The organism is Auraticoccus monumenti, from assembly GCF_900101785.1.
Lineage (GTDB): Bacteria > Actinomycetota > Actinomycetes > Propionibacteriales > Propionibacteriaceae > Auraticoccus > Auraticoccus monumenti.
Genome location: NZ_LT629688.1, coordinates 3,330,166 through 3,347,647, shown reverse-complemented (window position 1 = coordinate 3,347,647; position 17,482 = coordinate 3,330,166). Strand labels below are relative to the sequence as shown.

At 73.5% G+C, this 17,482-nt stretch carries 16 protein-coding genes; 9 read left to right on the top strand and 7 right to left on the bottom strand.

Annotated features, from left to right (window positions below):
• Positions 1 to 243: 243 nt before the first annotated feature.
• Positions 244 to 1,017, bottom strand: a complete 774-nt coding sequence (locus BLT52_RS15540; RefSeq protein WP_157677174.1) for a hypothetical protein — start codon at positions 1,015 to 1,017, stop codon at positions 244 to 246.
• 148 nt (positions 1,018 to 1,165) lie between these two features.
• On the opposite strand from BLT52_RS15540, the gene BLT52_RS21270 reads away from it, so the two are divergent.
• From BLT52_RS21270 to BLT52_RS15515, 5 genes are all read left to right on the top strand, one after another.
• Positions 1,166 to 2,050, top strand: coding sequence for a helix-turn-helix transcriptional regulator (locus BLT52_RS21270; protein WP_090594826.1), 885 nt, complete (start codon positions 1,166 to 1,168; stop codon positions 2,048 to 2,050).
• Positions 2,051 to 2,123: 73 nt separating this feature from the next.
• Positions 2,124 to 2,762: a MerR family transcriptional regulator gene (locus tag BLT52_RS15530; protein ID WP_407922631.1), complete on the top strand. Its 639-nt coding sequence runs from the start codon at positions 2,124 to 2,126 to the stop codon at positions 2,760 to 2,762.
• Between the two features lie 83 nt (positions 2,763 to 2,845).
• Positions 2,846 to 5,791, top strand: coding sequence for an aminomethyl-transferring glycine dehydrogenase (gene gcvP / locus BLT52_RS15525; protein ID WP_090594823.1), 2,946 nt, complete (start codon positions 2,846 to 2,848; stop codon positions 5,789 to 5,791).
• A 54-nt stretch (positions 5,792 to 5,845) separates the two neighbouring features.
• A complete protein-coding gene (locus tag BLT52_RS15520) occupies positions 5,846 to 7,027 on the top strand; it encodes a YhjD/YihY/BrkB family envelope integrity protein (protein ID WP_090594822.1) in 1,182 nt (393 codons plus the stop codon).
• A gap of 547 nt (positions 7,028 to 7,574) precedes the next feature.
• Positions 7,575 to 8,471 (top strand): aminoglycoside phosphotransferase family protein, encoded by an 897-nt coding sequence (locus BLT52_RS15515; protein WP_090594820.1) that lies wholly within the window; start codon positions 7,575 to 7,577, stop codon positions 8,469 to 8,471.
• 24 nt (positions 8,472 to 8,495) lie between these two features.
• On the opposite strand, the gene BLT52_RS15510 is transcribed toward BLT52_RS15515, so the two are convergent.
• Complete coding sequence (locus tag BLT52_RS15510; protein WP_090594819.1) at positions 8,496 to 9,722, bottom strand: pyrophosphate--fructose-6-phosphate 1-phosphotransferase; 1,227 nt, start codon at positions 9,720 to 9,722, stop codon at positions 8,496 to 8,498.
• Between the two features lie 109 nt (positions 9,723 to 9,831).
• Here BLT52_RS15510 and BLT52_RS15505 point away from each other — a divergent pair, with 109 nt between their 5' ends.
• The 3 genes from BLT52_RS15505 (at position 9,832) to BLT52_RS15495 (ending at position 12,580) form a co-directional block, all read left to right on the top strand.
• Entirely contained in the window at positions 9,832 to 10,401 is a 570-nt protein-coding gene (locus BLT52_RS15505; protein WP_090594817.1) for a DEAD/DEAH box helicase family protein, read from the top strand.
• A gap of 304 nt (positions 10,402 to 10,705) precedes the next feature.
• Positions 10,706 to 11,224, top strand: coding sequence for a peptide-methionine (S)-S-oxide reductase MsrA (gene msrA / locus BLT52_RS15500; protein WP_090596893.1), 519 nt, complete (start codon positions 10,706 to 10,708; stop codon positions 11,222 to 11,224).
• Between the two features lie 159 nt (positions 11,225 to 11,383).
• The gene (locus BLT52_RS15495; RefSeq protein ID WP_090594816.1) at positions 11,384 to 12,580 is read left to right on the top strand and encodes an epoxide hydrolase family protein; all 1,197 of its coding nucleotides are present in this window, start codon (positions 11,384 to 11,386) and stop codon (positions 12,578 to 12,580) included.
• 460 nt (positions 12,581 to 13,040) lie between these two features.
• On the opposite strand, the gene BLT52_RS15485 is transcribed toward BLT52_RS15495, so the two are convergent.
• From BLT52_RS15485 to BLT52_RS15465, 5 genes are all read right to left on the bottom strand, one after another.
• Positions 13,041 to 13,724 (bottom strand): DUF1003 domain-containing protein, encoded by a 684-nt coding sequence (locus tag BLT52_RS15485; RefSeq protein WP_090594814.1) that lies wholly within the window; start codon positions 13,722 to 13,724, stop codon positions 13,041 to 13,043.
• Positions 13,725 to 14,137: 413 nt separating this feature from the next.
• Positions 14,138 to 14,578, bottom strand: coding sequence for a GNAT family N-acetyltransferase (locus BLT52_RS15480; protein WP_090594813.1), 441 nt, complete (start codon positions 14,576 to 14,578; stop codon positions 14,138 to 14,140).
• 141 nt (positions 14,579 to 14,719) lie between these two features.
• The gene (locus BLT52_RS15475; protein WP_090594811.1) at positions 14,720 to 15,001 is read right to left on the bottom strand and encodes a DUF6510 family protein; all 282 of its coding nucleotides are present in this window, start codon (positions 14,999 to 15,001) and stop codon (positions 14,720 to 14,722) included.
• Positions 15,002 to 15,003: 2 nt separating this feature from the next.
• The gene (locus tag BLT52_RS15470; RefSeq protein WP_172804061.1) at positions 15,004 to 15,705 is read right to left on the bottom strand and encodes a ferredoxin reductase; all 702 of its coding nucleotides are present in this window, start codon (positions 15,703 to 15,705) and stop codon (positions 15,004 to 15,006) included.
• 223 nt (positions 15,706 to 15,928) lie between these two features.
• Positions 15,929 to 16,528, bottom strand: a complete 600-nt coding sequence (locus BLT52_RS15465) for a sulfite oxidase-like oxidoreductase (RefSeq protein ID WP_090594810.1) — start codon at positions 16,526 to 16,528, stop codon at positions 15,929 to 15,931.
• Between the two features lie 345 nt (positions 16,529 to 16,873).
• Between BLT52_RS15465 and BLT52_RS15460 the strand changes: the two genes are divergently transcribed.
• Complete coding sequence (locus tag BLT52_RS15460; protein ID WP_090594808.1) at positions 16,874 to 17,425, top strand: carboxymuconolactone decarboxylase family protein; 552 nt, start codon at positions 16,874 to 16,876, stop codon at positions 17,423 to 17,425.
• The last annotated feature ends 57 nt before the right edge of the window (positions 17,426 to 17,482 follow it).

Here is a 17,482-nt window from a genome sequence, read left to right as displayed (position 1 = left end):
TGCCGGCACCGTCGGGTGCACGAGGCCGGCGGGGGAGCCGTCCCTCGACCCCGAGCCGCTCGGCTCCCAGGCCTCCCGCTCCCCGCACCGTTCGGTCGTCGGGACCGCTTGGTCTCCGGGCCCTCCGTTCCCAGGACCGCTCGGTCCTGGACCCCTCCCCAGCCGTCCGGTCCTCAGCCGCTCGATCCCGAGCGGTCTCCGGTGCCCGCGCCGCCCGCCACCCGAGCAGAGCCGGGCGGTGACTCAGCCCAGCGGCCAGCCGGTGCCCTCAGGTCGCCCGGCGGAGTCCGAGCAGTAGTCGCGGTAGCCGATCCACGGCCAGGCGCCGGCCCGCAGCCCCGTGACCTCGCCGGCGGCGTCGGTGTCGAAGGCGTAGGACAGCTGGCCCTCCGTCGGTGGGCCCGAGCCGTCGCCCACCACCAGGAGCGGGCCGCCGGCCCGTGAGTCCACGGGTGCGGTGTACACGTTCTCCAGGCCGTAGGCCGCCACCACGTCCTCGGTGCTGCTGCCCAGGGCCACCCCCTCCTGCGTCACCACCTCCGCGTTCTCCACGACGAACGCCTGCACGGCCTGGATGGAGTCCATGACGACCGCGACCCGGTAGCCCTCGTGGGTGCCGAGGCCGCACTCGTCGGTCTGGCCGGCGTACAGGAACTCCCCGGAGGCGTCGAAGGCCTCCTCGACGTCCCAGACCGCCAACGTCTCCGGGCCGTCCAGGGTCAGGTGGCCGAGGCTCCGCGGGGTCAGCACGACCCCGTCCGGCGCCGGCGTCGGCTCGGGCGCGGGCGGGTCGGGCACCGGCGGGGGCACCGGCGTGGGCGAGGGCAGGGGTGCCGGTGAGTCCGACGGCGAAGGCAGGGGCGCCGGCGGGTCCGACGGCGAGGGCAGGGGCGCCGGTGACACCGACGGCGGCGGCGGGGGAGGTGGTGGCGGCACGGGCAGGCACGAGGTCAGCGCAGCCGCCAGCGCCAGCGCCGCCAGGGCCGACGCCGCGGTCGGCAGGGAGTGGTCGGGCACGGTGCACCTCCTCGAACCGGCGCGCAGGGAGCCGGTTCCTCGATCCTGCGGCCCCTCGGGAGCCGCCCGCCATACGCGGTTGTGCGTAGACCGGGCATTGACGTCGGCGGGGCCGCGTGCGTCCATGGGAGGAGAACGGAGTCCCCCGATGCCGCTGCTGCCGCCACCCGCCCATCCGGCCGTGCTGGCCCTCGACCTGGCCGCCACGGCCGCCGGGTGCCGGACGGTCGCCGCGCTGCGGCGCGAGCTGCTCCCCGAGCTCTGCCGGGTCCTCGGTGCCCACCTGGCCATCTACCACCAGATCTCCTTCGGCCCCGTCTTCCAGGAGTTCGGGGTGGTCTGGCCCGACGAGGAGTCGGTGGTGACGACCTTGGCGTCCTACCCCTCGGTGGCCGCCCACTCGCCCCTGATCCAGCGCTTCACCGCCTCGCCCGGCGTCGGCGTCAGCAGCATCGGGGAGCTGGTGTCCGCGCGGCAGTGGCGGGCCAACCCGGTCTACCGGGAGTCCCACCGTGCGCTCGGCGTGGAGGACCAGCTGGCCGTGGTGCTCGACGTCCAGGGGTCGGGGGCCCACGCCATCACGCTGAGCCGATCCACCGGCGCCTTCAGCGCGCGGGAGCACCAGCTGGCCGCCCTGCTCGTCCCGCACCTGCGGGCGGCCGTGCTCCGGTGCCTGGACGACCCCACGCCCTACCGGGTGGCGGAGACGGTGCCGGTACCCCGGTGGACCAGCCGCACCGGACCCGCCCTGGCCGGACCGGGACGGCCGCTGCTCACCTCCCGTGAGGCGGAGGTCCTCGCCCTGGTCGCGGCCGGGCTGTCCGGGCGCGAGGTCGCCCGGCGCCTGCAGCTGTCCCCCCGCACCGTGGACAAGCACCTCGAGCACGTGCACGCCAAGCTCGGTGCCCGGAGTCGGGTCGAGGCGGTGGCGCTGGCCCGTTCCGGCGGCCGGCTGCCGGGGTGCGGAGGTGGGGCCGGGAGGGCTCCTGACGACCCAGGAACGGCGGTCGCCGGGACCTCGACCCGTCCCTGAGGGTTGGGTCCGGGCCGGCCCGCTCGGGCGTGTCGCCGCGGCCGCACCCTGGCGGCTGGCTAGCGTGCCGCGTATCCTCACAGAGCAGCACCCACACCAGAGCGAGGCACCCGTGACGAAGACCCCCGAGCGCAGCCCCCACCACGGTGGGGCCCCGGAGGGCTCGACCGCGCCCCGCAGCACCCAGGACCACCTGTTCGACGGGGACTTCTCCCCGCTGCCCGAGGACGAGGGCTTCCGCGGCCAGTCCGCCTGCAAGGCCGCCGGGATCACCTACCGCCAGCTGGACTACTGGGCCCGCACCGGTCTGCTCACCCCCGAGGTCCGCGCGGCCACCGGCTCGGGCAGCCAGCGGCTCTACAGCTTCCGCGACATCCTGATCCTCAAGGTCATCAAGAACCTGATCGACGCCGGCATCTCGCTGCAGCAGATCCGCAAGGCCATCGACCACCTGCGCGCCCGCGGCGTCGAGGACCTGACCCAGGTGACGCTGATGAGCGACGGCGCGACCATCTACGAGTGCGTCTCGGCCGACGAGGTCGTCGACCTGCTGCGCGGCGGCCAGGGCATGTTCGGCATCGCCCTGGGCGGCGTCTGGCGCGAGCTGGAGGGCACCCTGCTGGAGCTCCCCTCGGAGCAGGTCGAGGACCCGTCGCGCACCAGCGCCGATGACGAGCTGGCCGCTCGACGGCGGGCACGCGCCGCCGGCTGAGCCGCATAGGCTGGACCCCGCACCGGGGGTCGTCATCCGCACCACCGCGGAACCTGTGACCCGGGCGAGGAGAGTCGAGCCTGATGTCGGTCCAGCACGCCACCGCTGAGCGCACCGAGACGAACGGGTCCCGGCCCAGCACGACGAACGGAGCGGCAGCACCCTCCGTCGGCGGCGCCGCCGCACCCTTCGTCCGGCGCCACATCGGGACCGACGACGACGCCCGCACCACCATGCTGGCCGCGCTGGGGCTGGACGGGATCGAGGACCTCCTCTCCCGGACCCTCCCCGAGCAGATCCGCCTGACCCAGCCGCTGGCCCTGCCCGCCCCGCTGAGCGAGCACCAGGCCAGGACCGCGCTGGCCGAGCTGGCCGGGCGCAACCGTCCCTGCACGGCCATGATCGGCCTGGGCTACCACGGCACCCTGACCCCGGCGGTGATCCGGCGCAACGTGCTGGAGGACCCCTCCTGGTACACCGCCTACACCCCCTACCAGCCCGAGATCAGCCAGGGACGGCTGGAGGCGCTGCTCAACTTCCAGACCGTCGTCTCCGACCTCACCGGTCTCCCCATCGCCGGGGCCAGCCTGCTCGACGAGTCCACCGCCGTCGCCGAGGCGATGGCGCTGGCGCGGCGCTCGGTGAAGAAGGGTGCGGTGTTCCTGCTGGACGCCGACACGCTCCCGCAGACCGTCGCGGTGGTCCGCACCCGCGCCCGCGCGCTGGGGATCGACGTCGTGGTGGCCGACGGCGACCTGGTGACCGCCCTGCAGACGCACGAGGCCTTCGGCGTGCTGGTGCAGACCCCCGGCGCCAGCGGGGCGCTCCGCCCGGTGGCCGAGCTGGCCGCGATCGCGGAGAAGGCCCACGACAACGGGGCCCTGGTGGTCGCCGCCTGCGACCTGCTGGCCCTGACCATCACCGCCGACGTGGCCGGCTGGGGCGCCGACATCGCCGTCGGCTCGAGCCAGCGTCTCGGGGTGCCGCTGTTCTACGGCGGCCCGCACGCCGGTTTCATGGCCGTCCGCGAGGGGCTTCAGCGCTCCCTGCCCGGACGCCTGGTCGGGGTCTCGGTCGACGCCGACGGCACCCCCGCCTACCGGCTCGCGCTCCAGACCCGCGAGCAGCACATCCGCCGGGAGAAGGCCACCTCCAACATCTGCACCGCCCAGGTGCTGCTGGCCGTGGTGGCCGCCATGTACGCGGTCTACCACGGCCCGGACGGTCTGCGCCGGATCGCGAACGGTCTGCACCACAGCACCCGCCGGGTCGCCGCCGCGCTGCAGGCCGCCAGGGTGGAGGTGCTGCACACCAGCTTCTTCGACACCCTCGAGATCCGGGTCCCGCACCGCGGCCGGGCCGTGGTGGCCGCCGCCCGCCGGGCCGGGCTGCACATCCGCCCCGTCGACGCCGACCACGTCGGGGTCAGCATCGGGGAGGACGCCACCGAGCACGACCTGCAGGCGCTCTGCGAGGCCTTCGGGGCGACCCTCGGTCCGGACGGCACCGGCGACCTGGCCGGTCAGGTCCGGGAGCGGGAGTTCCTCACCCACCCGGTGTTCACCACCCACCACTCCGAGACCCAGATGCTGCGCTACCTGCGCTCGCTGTCCGACCGCGACTTCGCCCTCGACCGCGGCATGATCCCGCTCGGCTCGTGCACCATGAAGCTCAACGCGACCACCGAGATGGAGCCGGTCTCGCTGCCGGGTTTCGCCGACCTTCACCCCTTCGCCCCGCGTGAGGACGCCGGCGGCTACCACGACCTGGTGGCCACGCTGGAGGAGTGGCTGGCCGAGGTGACCGGCTACGCCCGGGTCTCAATCCAGCCCAACGCCGGCAGCCAGGGCGAGTTCGCCGGTCTGCTGGCCATCCGGGCCTACCACCTCTCCCGCGGGGACGACGGGCGCGTGGTGTGCCTGATCCCTTCCTCCGCGCACGGCACCAACGCGGCCTCGGCGGCGATGGCCGGCATGAGGGTGGTGGTCGTCAGGGCCACCGAGGACGGCGCGGTCGACATGGACGACCTGCACGCCAAGATCGAGACCCACCGCGACCAGCTGGCCGCGATCATGGTCACCTACCCCTCCACCCACGGGGTCTTCGAGGAGACCATCACCGACCTGTGCGCCGCGGTGCACGAGGCCGGTGGGCAGGTCTACGTGGACGGGGCCAACCTCAACGCCCTGCTCGGGCTGGCCAAGCCCGGTGAGTTCGGCGCCGACGTCAGCCACCTCAACCTGCACAAGACGTTCTGCATCCCCCACGGCGGAGGCGGTCCGGGCGTCGGGCCGGTGGCGGTCGGGGCGCACCTCGCGCCGTTCCTTCCCAACCACCCGATGCTGGACGAGGCCGGTCCGGCCACCGGGGTGGGCCCGGTGTCCGGTGCCCCCTACGGCTCGGCCGGGATCCTGCCGATCTCCTGGGCCTACATCGCCATGATGGGGGCCGACGGTCTGCGCCGGGCCACCGAGCAGGCCGTGCTCAGCGCCAACTACGTCGCCCGACGGCTGGCCGAGCACTACCCGGTGCTCTACGCCGGCCGGGGCGGGCTGGTGGCCCACGAGTGCATCCTCGACCTGCGCCCGCTGACCAAGGCGTCGGGGGTGAGCGTGGACGACGTGGCCAAGCGGCTGGTCGACTACGGCTTCCACGCCCCGACGATGAGCTTCCCGGTCGCCGGGACGCTGATGGTCGAGCCGACCGAGTCCGAGGACCTGGCCGAGATCGACCGCTTCGTCGAGGCGATGATCAGCATCCGCGCCGAGATCGCCAAGGTGGAGTCCGGGGAGTGGGGCGAGGACAACCCGCTGGCCAACGCCCCGCACACCCTGGCCCGCGTCACCGCCGACGAGTGGACCCACCCCTACAGCCGCACGGTGGCCGGCTACCCGGCCGGACGCCGGCAGGGCCCGGTGGCCGGTGGCCGCGGGGACAAGTACTGGCCGGCCGTGGCCCGCATCGACGGCGCCTACGGCGACCGGAACCTGGTCTGCTCCTGCCCGCCACCGGAGGCCTTCGAGGAGTGAGCCGGCCGCTGGCACGTGCGCAGGAGCACCGCCCGACCTCGATAGGGTCCAGCCATGGGTGAGTGGCTGAAGAAGATGCAACACGTCCCGTGGCTGGCCCACCTGCTGCGGGCCGGCGTGCGGTTCACCAGCCGGTTGGGCAACGCCTTCGCCGGGGCCATCACGTACTTCTCGGTGCTCTCGCTGGTGCCCATCGCGCTGGTCACCTTCTCGGTGGTCAGCCTTCTCTTCGACGACCAGGTGCAGCAGCTGGTGGACGTGGTCGTCGCCCAGCTCGGGCCGGACCTCGGCACCCAGGTGGGGGAGGCGCTGGACCAGGCCCGGGCCCGGGCGGGTGTCGCCGGCCTGGTCGGTCTGCTCGTCGGGGCCTACTCCGGCGCGGCCTGGATGGCCCAGCTCAAGAGCGCCGTCCGCGCCCAGTGGCGCCCAAGCCTGGACGACCCGGAGGAGAAGTCCAACATCGTGGTCGAGGTGCTGCGCAACCTCCTGACGCTGGTCGCGCTGCTGGTGCTCATCGTCGTCACCTTCGCGCTGTCCTCGGTGGCCACCTCGCTGACCGACGTCGTGATCGGCTGGCTGGGTCTGGCCAGCGTCCCGGGCATCGGTGTGCTGCTGCGGCTGGTCCCGGTGGTCGCCTCGCTGGTCGTCGGCTTCCTCCTCTTCACGTTCCTGTTCAAGGTGCTGCCCCAGGAGGAGGTGGCCACCAGGGCCGTGGTCAAGGGGGCGCTGGCCGGCTCGATCGGGCTGGCGGTGCTGCAGTACAGCTCCTCGGCCGTCTTCGGGCTCTTCGGGGGCAACGCCGCCGTGGCCGCCTTCGGACCGGTCATCGTGCTGATGCTGTTCTTCAACCTGTTCGCCCGCCTGATCCTGTTCATCGCCGCCTGGATCGCCACCTCCGAGCAGCGCGCCATCGCCGGGGAGCACATCGAGGCCGACGTCCCGCTGGAGCAGGACCCCCACGTCGAGCTGGAGCCGGTACGGACGCCGGTGCCCGCGGAGCCCGACCGCGGCAGGAACCCCTACAGCGCCCAGGTGGCCTGGTCGCGTCGCGAGGGCGTGCGGATCGGCCCGGAGGTGCTGGAGGTGCAGTACCCCGACGAGAAGGTGCAGGTGTCGCAGACCGTGGCCACCCGCGCCACCCGGATCGCCTCGGTGGTCGGCTGGGGCTTCGGTGCCGCCTCGGGTGTCGGCCTGGGCGCGGCCGTGGCCGCCCTGCTGGGCCGCCGGCGCCGCTGAGCTGCGTGGAGCGTCGTCACGTTCGCCGCTGACGGGGCGACTGGCCACGACACGCCGTGACCCTCCTGGCCGGAGCGGCGTATCGCGGCCAGTCGCCACGACACGCCGTGACCCTCCTGGACGTGGCGGCGTATCGCGGCCAGTTGCCACATCGCGGGACGCGCGGTGCTGCGCGAGGCCGGCGGCGGGGTGTGCGTGGGCGTGTGACGCCTCCGTGGCTGTCCTGGTGGGCCGCTGGCGCCGTTGACCACCCTCCCGCGTCGTCACGTCCGGGCCGACGCGGCGAGTCGCCACGACACGCCGTCACCCTCCTGGACGTGGCGGCATATCGCGGCCAGTCGCCACGACCCGGGACGCGCGGTGCTGCGCGAGGCCGTCGGCGGGAACCCCGTGGACGTCAGCCACCGACGTCTCGCCGCGACATCGCGGCGGGACGTCGAGTGCTGACGGGGGAGATCCCCATGGGAGACCCACTGGACGGGCCGGGCGGACCCGGGCACCCCGGGAAGGACTCGACCGTCGGCCGGATCGGTGGTCGAGTCACCCCATGACCCAGATGCACGAGGACCAGGTGGTGGTCGGTGAGGCCGACGTCCGGCGGCTGCTCCGGGCCCAGGCGCCACGGTGGGCCGACCTCCCGGTCCGCGCGGTGGACGACTTCGGCACCGACCACGCCCTCTTCCGTCTCGGCGCGGACCTGGTCGCCCGGATGCCGATCCGCCCCGGCGGTGGCACCCAGGCGGTCTGGGAGGCCGAGTGGTTGCCCCGGCTGCAGCCCGACCTGCCGCTGCGGCTGTCGGTCCCGATGCTGCTCGGCGAGCCCGACGAGGACTACCCGCTGCGGTGGTCGGTGCACCCGTGGTTGCCCGGTCGCGCACCGACCCGGGAGGAGCTCGACACCCCCGAGCACGCCTCGCGGCTGGCGGGGTTCATCCGGGCGCTCCAGCGCTGCCCGGCGGGTGGGGCGGGGCTCACCGGGTCACGGGGTCTGCCGCTGCAGGGTGAGCAGGGCGAGGACCGCGACCGCCTGACCCGGGCCGCGCTGAGCCGGATCGGTGACCTGGTCGACTCCGGCGCGGCCGAGGCCGTCTGGCAGGACGGGGTGGACGCGCCGCCCTGGAGCGGCCCCGGGGTGTGGTTCCACGGCGACCTGCAGCCTGGCAACGTGCTGCTCGAGGACGGTCGGCTGGGCGCGGTGCTGGACTGGGGCTGCCCCGGCGTGGGGGACCCGGCCTGCGAGCTCGCTGTGGCCTGGAACACCTTCGGCCCGGGGCCGCGGGCCGACCTGCGCGCGGAGCTGGACGTCGACGAGGACACCTGGCGCCGCGGTCGCGCGTGGGCGGTGTCGGTCGCGGCGATGGAGGTCGACTACTACCGCCTCAGCGTCCCCGCGTTCCGCGACCGCAGCGTCCGGGCGATCGAGCAGGTGCTGGCGGGGGCCTGAGCCCCCGCCGGTACCCGTTCGGGCTCAGTGCGCGGCCGGCGGGGCGGCGACGGGGGCGGGCTGGCCGATCTCGCCGAGCATCCGGGCGAACCAGTCCGCGCCGATGTCGAAGGGCTTGCCGCCCTTGATGCGCTCGAACTCGATGGCCCGCAGCGTGTCGTCCTGCTCCTCGTCCTGACCGATCACACCCGACTCGCCGCGCAGCGCGCAGTCCACGGCCAGGTCGGTCATCGAGCGGATCAGCTCCAGGTCGGCGGTGTTGGCCGCGGCGGAGCGGGAGTAGTAGCCGGACTTCTGCACCATCACCTTCTCCGCGCCGAGGCGGGAGGCGAACTGCTCGGAGAACCAGGCACCGGGGTTGACCTTGTCCAGCCTGACGTGGCCGAACGGGTCGCGCGCGACCTCCTCACCGGCGGACTCCAGCTGAGCCACGATCGACTCCAGCCCGGCGCCCTCGGAGAGGAAGATGGTCACGTTGCCGACCGAGTCCATCACCGAGCGCAGCCGCTCGGCCTCGGCGTCGATGTCGATCTCGGCCTCGGGGACGTAGACGGCGTGGACGTCCCACGCCTCGCGGGAGAGCCCGATCTCGGGCAGCCACTGACGGCCGTCCAGCCACTCGCGGTAGGCGCGGGCGGTGGCCGCGGTCAGCCAGCCGCAGTTGCGTCCCATCACCTCGTGCACGATCAGCATCCGCGAACCCGAGTTGTGCTCGCCGACGATGTTCTGGGCGAAGCGGGCCCCCATCTCCGCGGCCGTCCAGGCGCCGAGGGACTGCTTGATCGGGATCACGTCGTTGTCGATGGTCTTCGGCAGCCCGACCACGGTCAGGCCGTAGTCGTGCTCGGCCAGGTAGGCGGCGAGGTCGGCCGCGGTGGTGTTGGTGTCGTCGCCGCCGATGGTGTGCAGCACGTCGACGCCGTCTGCGGTGAGGCGCTCGGCCGCCACCTTCAGCGGGTCCTCGCCCTCGGCCACCAGACCGCGACGGACCAGGTCCTTGGCGTTGGTCAGCTTGACCCGGGAGTTGCCGATGGGGGAGCCGCCGTAGGAGTGCAGCAGGCCGGCGTTGGCCCGGACGGTGTCGGTGACGGCGAGGGAGTCACCGGCCAGCAGGCCCTGGTAGCCGTGCTTGTAGGCGATGATCTCGACCTCGGGGGCGAGCTCGGTGTAGCGCTCGATCAGCCCGCCGACGGCGGAGGAGAGGCAGGGGGCGAACCCACCGGCGGTGAGCAGGGCGACCTTCTGGACCATGGGTGCGGGGCCTTTCCACGTGGTGTGCGTGCGTCAGCACCGACCCTAGGCCACCGGGCGGGCCGGATACCGGATCGCCCACGGCGGGCCCCCGTGCCACGATCCCGGGATGCACCTCGTCGTCGTCCACGGACCGCCCGCCGTCGGCAAGATGGCGGTGGGTCGCGCGCTGTCGCAGCTGACCGGCTACCCGCTGTTCCACAACCACATGGCCATCGAGCCGCTGCTCGGGGTCTTCGACTTCGGCACCGAGCCGTTCCAGCGGCTGGTCCGCCTGATCAGGCGCTCCGTGCTGGCCGAGGCCGTGGGCAGCGGCCTGCCCGGGCTGGTCATCACCTACGTGATGGACTTCGACGACCCCGGCGACGCCGCCTTCCTGGAGGACGTCATCGCCCCGGTGACCGAGGCCGGCGGCCCGGTCGACCACCTCGAGCTGGTGGCCGGTCTGGATGTCCGGCTGGCGCGCGAGGGGACCCCGCTGCGGGTGGCGGAGAAGCGGTCCAAGCGCGACGTGGCGGCCGCCCGGGCGCTGCTGCACCGGCTCGACGGCCGCCGGCTCAACAGCGAGGGTGACTTCCCCTTCACCGGCCGCCACCTGGTGGTCGACAACAGCCGGCTGTCCCCGGAGGCGGTGGCCTCGAGGGTCGTGGACGAGTGGGGGCTCACCGCACCCCGCTGACCACGCTCAGCGCCGGCGGACCGGCGGGGCTCCAGCGCGACCGCCCAGCCGCGTGCGGACCGCCCGCGGCGAGCACCGTCGACCACGGCGCGACGGCGCAGCACCGCCGACTCGAACCGGCTGTCCAGGCTCCGCCGGTCCGCCTGCGGTCACCGCTGCCCGCCAGCAGCGACCCGACCTCGACCGGTGGCGGGGGTCGTGCCGGTGCGGCCGCGGATCGCCGTGGTGGAGGAGGAGGTAAGAGGACAACCGCCACCGTGACGAAGGAGCTGGGCAACCACCGACGTGTGAGGGGATCGTGCTGATGCAGGAGACAGAGACGGCAGTGCTGGCCGGTGGGTGCTTCTGGGGAGTGCAGGAGCTGCTCCGGAAGGTGCCGGGCGTGATCTCCAGCCGGGCCGGTTACAGCGGTGGTGATGACGCGTCGCACCCCAGCTACCGCGACCACGGGGACCACGCCGAGGCGGTCGAGATCGTCTTCGACCCCCGCACGCTGTCCTACCGGCAGCTGCTGGAGTTCTTCTTCCAGCTGCACGACCCCACCACGCGCAACCGTCAGGGGAACGACCGGGGCAGGAGCTACCGCTCCTCGATCTTCTACCTCAGCCAGGAGCAGCGCAGGGTGGCCGAGCAGACGATCGAGGACGTGGACGCCTCCCGCCGGTGGCCCGGGAAGGTGGTCACGGAGGTGACCGCCGCGGGCAGGTTCTGGGAGGCCGAGGAGGAGCACCAGGACTACCTGGTCAAGCGTCCGTACGGCTACACCTGCCACTACGTCCGGCCTGACTGGAGGCTCTCTGCCCCCATCCCCTCAGACCGGTGACCTCCCCGTGGTGGAGGGACATCCTCGCGACCTCGTCGACGACCATCGCGAGCGGTACCGCCGACCAGCCCACCCGTCGCAGCGCGCGACGGTGACGCCCGGCGCGGTCGGACCGGCAGGGGAACCAGCGGCGGCGATCTGGAGGACGAGGGAGGTGCCGTGCAGGACGAGCCGGTGAGGGTGGAGCAGCAGCGTGTGCTGCTGGATCGGCAGAGGCTGAGTGAGCTCCGGACGCGACTGGCGCGCCCCAGGCTGCCCGCCGCACTCGGCGACGGCGAGGACCAGGGGGTGCCCCGGACCTGGCTGGGCGAGCTGCTGGCGGACTGGCGCGCCTTCGACACCGACGTCCTGCAGGACCGCCTGGACGCGATGACCCATCTCCAGGCCCGGGTGGGCCGGCACCGGGTCCATGCCGTGCACGTCCGGGGCCAGGGTCCTGATCCCGTCCCGCTGCTGGCGGTCCACGGCTGGCCGGGGTCGTTCCTGGAGCACCTGCCCCTCCTCCCGCTGCTCGGGGACCCCGCCACGGGTACCCCCAGCACGGTGCTGCCCTCCCTGCCTGGTTTCGGGTTCAGCGGACCTCCCGGCCCGCACGGTCTCACCGGACGCGCTGTCGCCGGGCTGCTCCACCGGCTGATGGTGGAGGGACTCGGTCACCCCCGCTACGTGGCTCACGGCAGCGACCTCGGCGCTGGTGTCGCCGGGTGGCTGGCCCGCGACAACCCCGAGCAGGTGGCCGGCATCCACCTCGCCACCCCCGGTCTCGCTGCGGCTGCCGACCCACGCACCAGGGCCGAGGAGCGCTACGCGGCGGCGTCGGCGGCGTGGTCGGTCCAGGAGGGTGCCTACGCGCACCTGCACGCCACGAAGCCGAGGACGCTCGGGGCCGCGCTGGAGGACAGCCCCGTGGGTCTGGCCGCCTGGATCGGCGAGAAGGTCAGGTCCTGGAGCAGCGTCCGCGTCGACGGCGAACCGGCTTTCGACCGGGACCTGCTGCTCTCCACGCTCACCCTCTACTGGGTCACCGGCACCGTGACGACCTCGCTCCTGCCGTACCAGGCGGCCCAGCGCCAGCCCGCCGGCCGTCTGCCGGTGGACGACCCCTCCACCGTCCCGACGGCGGTCAGCGTCTTCGGGGGCGAGCGAGTGCCGTTCCCGAAGCCACCCCGGGAGCTGGCCGCACGCTACTACCGGCTCGTCGCGTGGCAGGAGCACCCGGTGGGCGGGCACTTCCCGGCCGTGGCCGAGCCCGAGCTGCTCGCGCACACGCTCCGGAGCACGCTGCTCCCGCTGTGGCGAGGCCCCTCACCGGCGTCACCAGCCGAGCCCGTCCCTGGCACCCTGCCTCCACCGTGACCGCCCGTGCCAGCAGCGGCGACCGGCGCGTCATGCAGGTGGAGACGGGAACCTGCTCCCTGCCGGCCGCCGCTCTCACCGGTCGCGGCCCCGGTGCCAGCGCCGGTCCTCGACGGGTCCACCGGCCGCCAACCACCCAGGAGGTCCAGCACCGTGCGGTCCGGCATCTCGCAGGCTCTCAGCTCGTCGCCCCTGCTCGTCCGGTACACGTTCGCGCTGATCAGGTCGGGGCCGCCGAGCTCACGGGCTGCGAGGGTCACGACCTGGCCACCCACCCGGTCGGTGCGGCTGGGCCCGTACCGGCGACCGTCGTACTCGACCTCGGTCCACCCGGCGGGCACCTCGTCGAGGAGGTCGGCGACGGTGGTCGGGGGGGAGGCGTCACCCGGCGGTGACCTCGTCGAGGTGACGTCGGGCGCGGTCGCGTCCTGCACGTGGTCTTCTCCTCCGGGGCTGCTGGTCAGGGTCGGCGCGGCTCGTCCTCGAGCCGGGTGAGTGAGGCCCGGATGGCGTGCAGATCGGTCTCGGTGTTCGCAGCGATCCGCAGGGCCTCACGGTCGCGCTCGCGGTCGCGGGCGGCGTCACGGCGCTGGGTGAGCAGGATGAGCGGCGTCTGGACGGCGGTGAGGATCGCCAGCGCCAGCCCGAAGTGGTTCAGGGCGACCATCTCGCTCGTGCTCGACCGGGTCAGGCTCAAGGTCAGTCCCAGGTACAGCGTCGTGGAGATCAGCAGGAGCAGGACGAAGTACCACGTCCCCATGCCGCCGGCGATGCGTCCGGCGAGCCGGTCGGCGCGGCCCTCCTCGGGCTCGATGAACATGCTCAGGGCGTGCCCGCACTCGGGGCAGGCGACGGCAGCACCGCCGTCGTCGCCCCAGCCCAGGTGGCTGGCACCGAGCGGTCCGAAGACGGCGGGCTGGTCGTCGCGTGACGGGCCGGCGCGCGAGGACGACTCCTCGCGCAGCGTCAGCTCGAGCACCAGGGCGGTGATCTCGCGGGTCTGCTGGTGGCCGAGCTGCTTCCACGCCGTGCTGCGGGTCGAGTGCAGGGCCGCGGACCTGGCGTCGTCGTGGTCGAGCAGCCCGAGGAGCGCGTCGGCGTAGGCGAGTGCCGCGCGGTCGCCCCGGCTCAGGACGACGGGCACATGCCCCTCGTCCAGCTGGTCCGACGACGTGTCTCCGCCGCGGGGGGACGATGCGGTGGCGGGGTCGTCGACACCAGGGTCGTCATCAGCGGGCTCGTACCGCCAGAGCCGCTCAGCCCGTGAGCGCAGCAGCTGCTCCAGCCGAGGGTCGAGGTGCCCGTGCGCGTCAGGCACGGGCGACCCCCGCGCACACGTGCCCGACGCAGACCCGGGAGCGGATCTCCGCCGTCGGACCCGGCCGGAGGGCGACGTCGAGCCGGTGGGGGAGCAGGTGCGGCTGAGAGGGGTTCACGGGACTCCGAGGGGGTCTGGTGGGCGGGGACGGGACGCTGGTGCGACTCCGCCGGGACGACGTACTCACCCGAGAGTGCCCGGGTCGGCCGGTGTCGTCACCCACCCGGCTCCGCGTGCCGTCACCGAGGACCTCTGTGGCCGGTCGGCTGGACGCGGTCCGTGTACTCCGGGAACCGCTGGAGGAAGCCGGCCACCGTGGCGCAGTGCACCCGGACCGGTGCTCCCGTCGCGGCGAGGTGGTCCAGGGCGGTCGAGATGAGGGTGGCTCCGAGACCGCGACCCCGGCGGTCCGCACGCACCATGGCGTGGGTGATGCTGCTGTGTCCCGGGCTGGTCTCGTAGATCAGCATGCCGACCGACACACCGTCCTCCAGCAGCTCGTAGAACCGCTCGGCCGCGTGGTGCAGCACCCGGACGGCCCCGGCGGATCCTGTGCTCACCAGGGAGGTCGGGGGCAGCACCTCACCACCGCTGTCCCCGAAGGTGCTGAGCTCAGACGGCTCAGCCTGGTCTTCCAGGTCCGCTGCTGCAGGACTCGGTTCGGTGTCTGACGGACGCACGGTGGGCCCTGCCTCTCAGGTCGGTCCTCGGTGCACCGGCGCTGCGGCCCGGGCGGGCCGACGTCCGTGGGCACGGACTGGTCGACGGGTTCGTGACGTCGCGGCCCCGTGGTCTTACCCCCGGAGGGGGCGGGAGGTGGCTCAGGAAGGAACGCCGGTGATCTGCACCGAGGCCACGCCGGAGAGCTCGAGCCAGACGGAGTCCCGCGCTCTCACGATGCGTCCGAGCACCATCTGGCACTCGGCGCAGCGCAGGGTGACGCCGGGTCCGCGCACGTAGGCCCGCCCTTCGGCCAGCGGCCTGACGGTCCCGCACCCGCTGCAGGTCACCCGCGCCGAGGTCATGTCGACGGAGAAGATCTCCGCGAGCCGGCCCGCCAGGGCGTTCCCGTCGAGTGCCTGGTCGTCCTCGAAGTACCGCATTCTCATCCTCCTGTGGGGCCGAAGCGTTCGGTGCGGATGTCGTGCTCGGCGTGGCCGCGGGCGAGCAGCAGCTGGGTCACGTGCTCGACGAACGCGCTGGGACCGCAGACGTAGACCCGCGCGGGGTGGTTCGGCGACTGCGCCACCGCAGGGACGTCCGGGTGCTGCAACCGACCCGGAGCCCGGCTGCCGTCGGGCGCTGCGGAACGGGTGAGGACGCGCTGCACGCGGACGCCTTCGACGTCCCGCTCGATCTGGTCGAGCTCTCGGGCGTAGTACACGTGCTCGGGGGTCCGGGCGGAGTAGAGGAGGTGGAAGGGGACGTCGACGCCGGTGCGCACGCGCTGGCGCAGCATCGCCATCAGCGGGACGACGCCGGAGCCTCCTCCGACGAGCAGGACGGGGTCGGGGAGGTCCTCGGTCCACCGGAACCAGCCGCCGATGGGACCGCGCAGCTCGAGCTCGTCCCCGACGGCGAGCGTGTGCACGAGGTAGGGCGACACCTCCCCGCCCGGGACCGACTGCACGGTGAGCTCCAGCCGGTCCGGGGCGCCCACCGAGGCGATCGAGTAGCTGCGCTGGGCGCTGTACCCGTTGGCGGCCGTGAGCTTGGTGTCGACGTGCTGTCCTGCCCGGTGGCCCGCCCAGCCAGGGACGTCGAGCACCAGCGTCCGGGCGTCCGCGGTCTCCCACCGGCTGTCCACCAGGCGGGCCCGGAGCCACCGGATCGGACGGAGCCGGGGCAGCTCGGAGCCGGGTGGGTGCCGGGAGCCGGGATCCGGTGACGCCGACAGGGGAGACGCAGCACCCGTCACGCGCCGTACCACCGTCGGGGCGAGCGCCCGGTGCCGAGGCCGGCGGTGGCGAGGCGGGCGGTGGCGATGCGGGCGACCCGGTGCCGCCCGGCGCCGCGCACGGGTGGCACGCTCAGTCGCCCGCGTAGCGCTGCTCGCGCCACGGGTCGCCGTAGTCGTGGTAGCCCAGGGTCTCCCAGAAGCCGGGCTGGTCGTCCTCGCGGAGCTCGATGCCGTTGATCCACTTCGCCGACTTCCAGAGGTACAGGTGGGGGACGAGCAGGCGGGCCGGCCCCCCGTGCTCGGGCCTGAGCCCCTCCCCCTCGTACTCGAACGCCACCCACGCCTTGCCGTTGAGCAGGTCCTCCAGCGGCAGGTTCGTCGAGTAGCCGCCGTAGCAGCGCACCAGGGCGTACTCGGCCTCGGAGTCGAGCGGGCCGATGATGTCGTCGAGGGAGACCCCGCGCCACCGCGTGCCCAGCTTGCTCCACCGGGTGACGCAGTGGATGTCCTGCACGACGTCCTCGATCGGCAGGCTCATCAGCTGGGGCCAGGTCAGGCTGGATCGGGACCCGTCGACGTCGCTGATGTCCAGACGCCAGTCGTCCAGGTCGATCCGTGGTGTGGGTCCGGCGGACAGCACCGGGAAGTCGTCGGTGAGGTACTGGCCCGGGGGAACGCCCGGCTCGTCCTCCTCGCTCCGGCCACCGAACCCCCTGCTGATGACACCCATGCACGTCCTCCTCCTGGGTCTGGCCCCCGCCCACAGGGCCCTGCTCCTGTGCGTGCCACCGGAGGGCGGGTCCTTACTTCGCTTCGACACGGTTCTCACAGCGCCCGGCGACCCCTCACCGGGTGACCCGGCCCCCCTAGACGGGGGCACGGTGACGAGGCACGCAGCCCGGTGGCGCGGGGTGGTGCGCGTCAGCGCGCCCTCCGGCGCGAGAGATCGCCGACCGGGTCGCACACCATCGGGGGGACACCAGCGTGGTGCCGTGCCGACACCAGGGCCGGTCTCGTCGGGTGGAGCGGCGGCGGCGCAGCTGGGCCCACGAGGACCCGACGGAGGAGGACCGCCATGGAGGACGAGGTCGAGTTCCGGAGCACCCGGCTGGACAGCACGCGCAACACCCCGCTCACGGCGCTGGCCCGGGCCGGGGCCGAGGCGTTCGGCTACACCGCACGGCTACGGATCCCGCGCGAGCTGGCGCAGCTGCTGCGGCTGCGGGTGGCCCAGCTGAACGGGTGCCCGTACTGCCTGACGGTGCACCATGCGGCCGCACGCGCAGCACGGGTTCCACGCGCCAAGGTCGAGTGCCTCGTGTCCTGGTGGGAGACCGAGCTCTTCACCGCACCGGAACGGGCTGCGCTGACCTACGCGGAACGGCTCACCTCGTCGCACGGCTCGACGGCGGAGCAGCCGTTCCAGGCCGTGCACGAGGCTGTCGCGGCCCACTACGCCCCCGAGGAGGTCCTGGAGATCGCGGCCGTGGTGATCAACATGAACATCTGGACACGGCTCAAGCTGGCGGAGGGGGCGATGCCGACGATGGCGGTGGAGCCTGCGGTGCCGCCCCTGGACGACCGGGTACCCACCGAGGTCTCGGAGGGAGGTCGAGCCGACACCTGAGGCTGTGGGGAGCACGAGCCCGCGGTCACCCGGAGTCGGCCGGTCGGCGACTTTGGA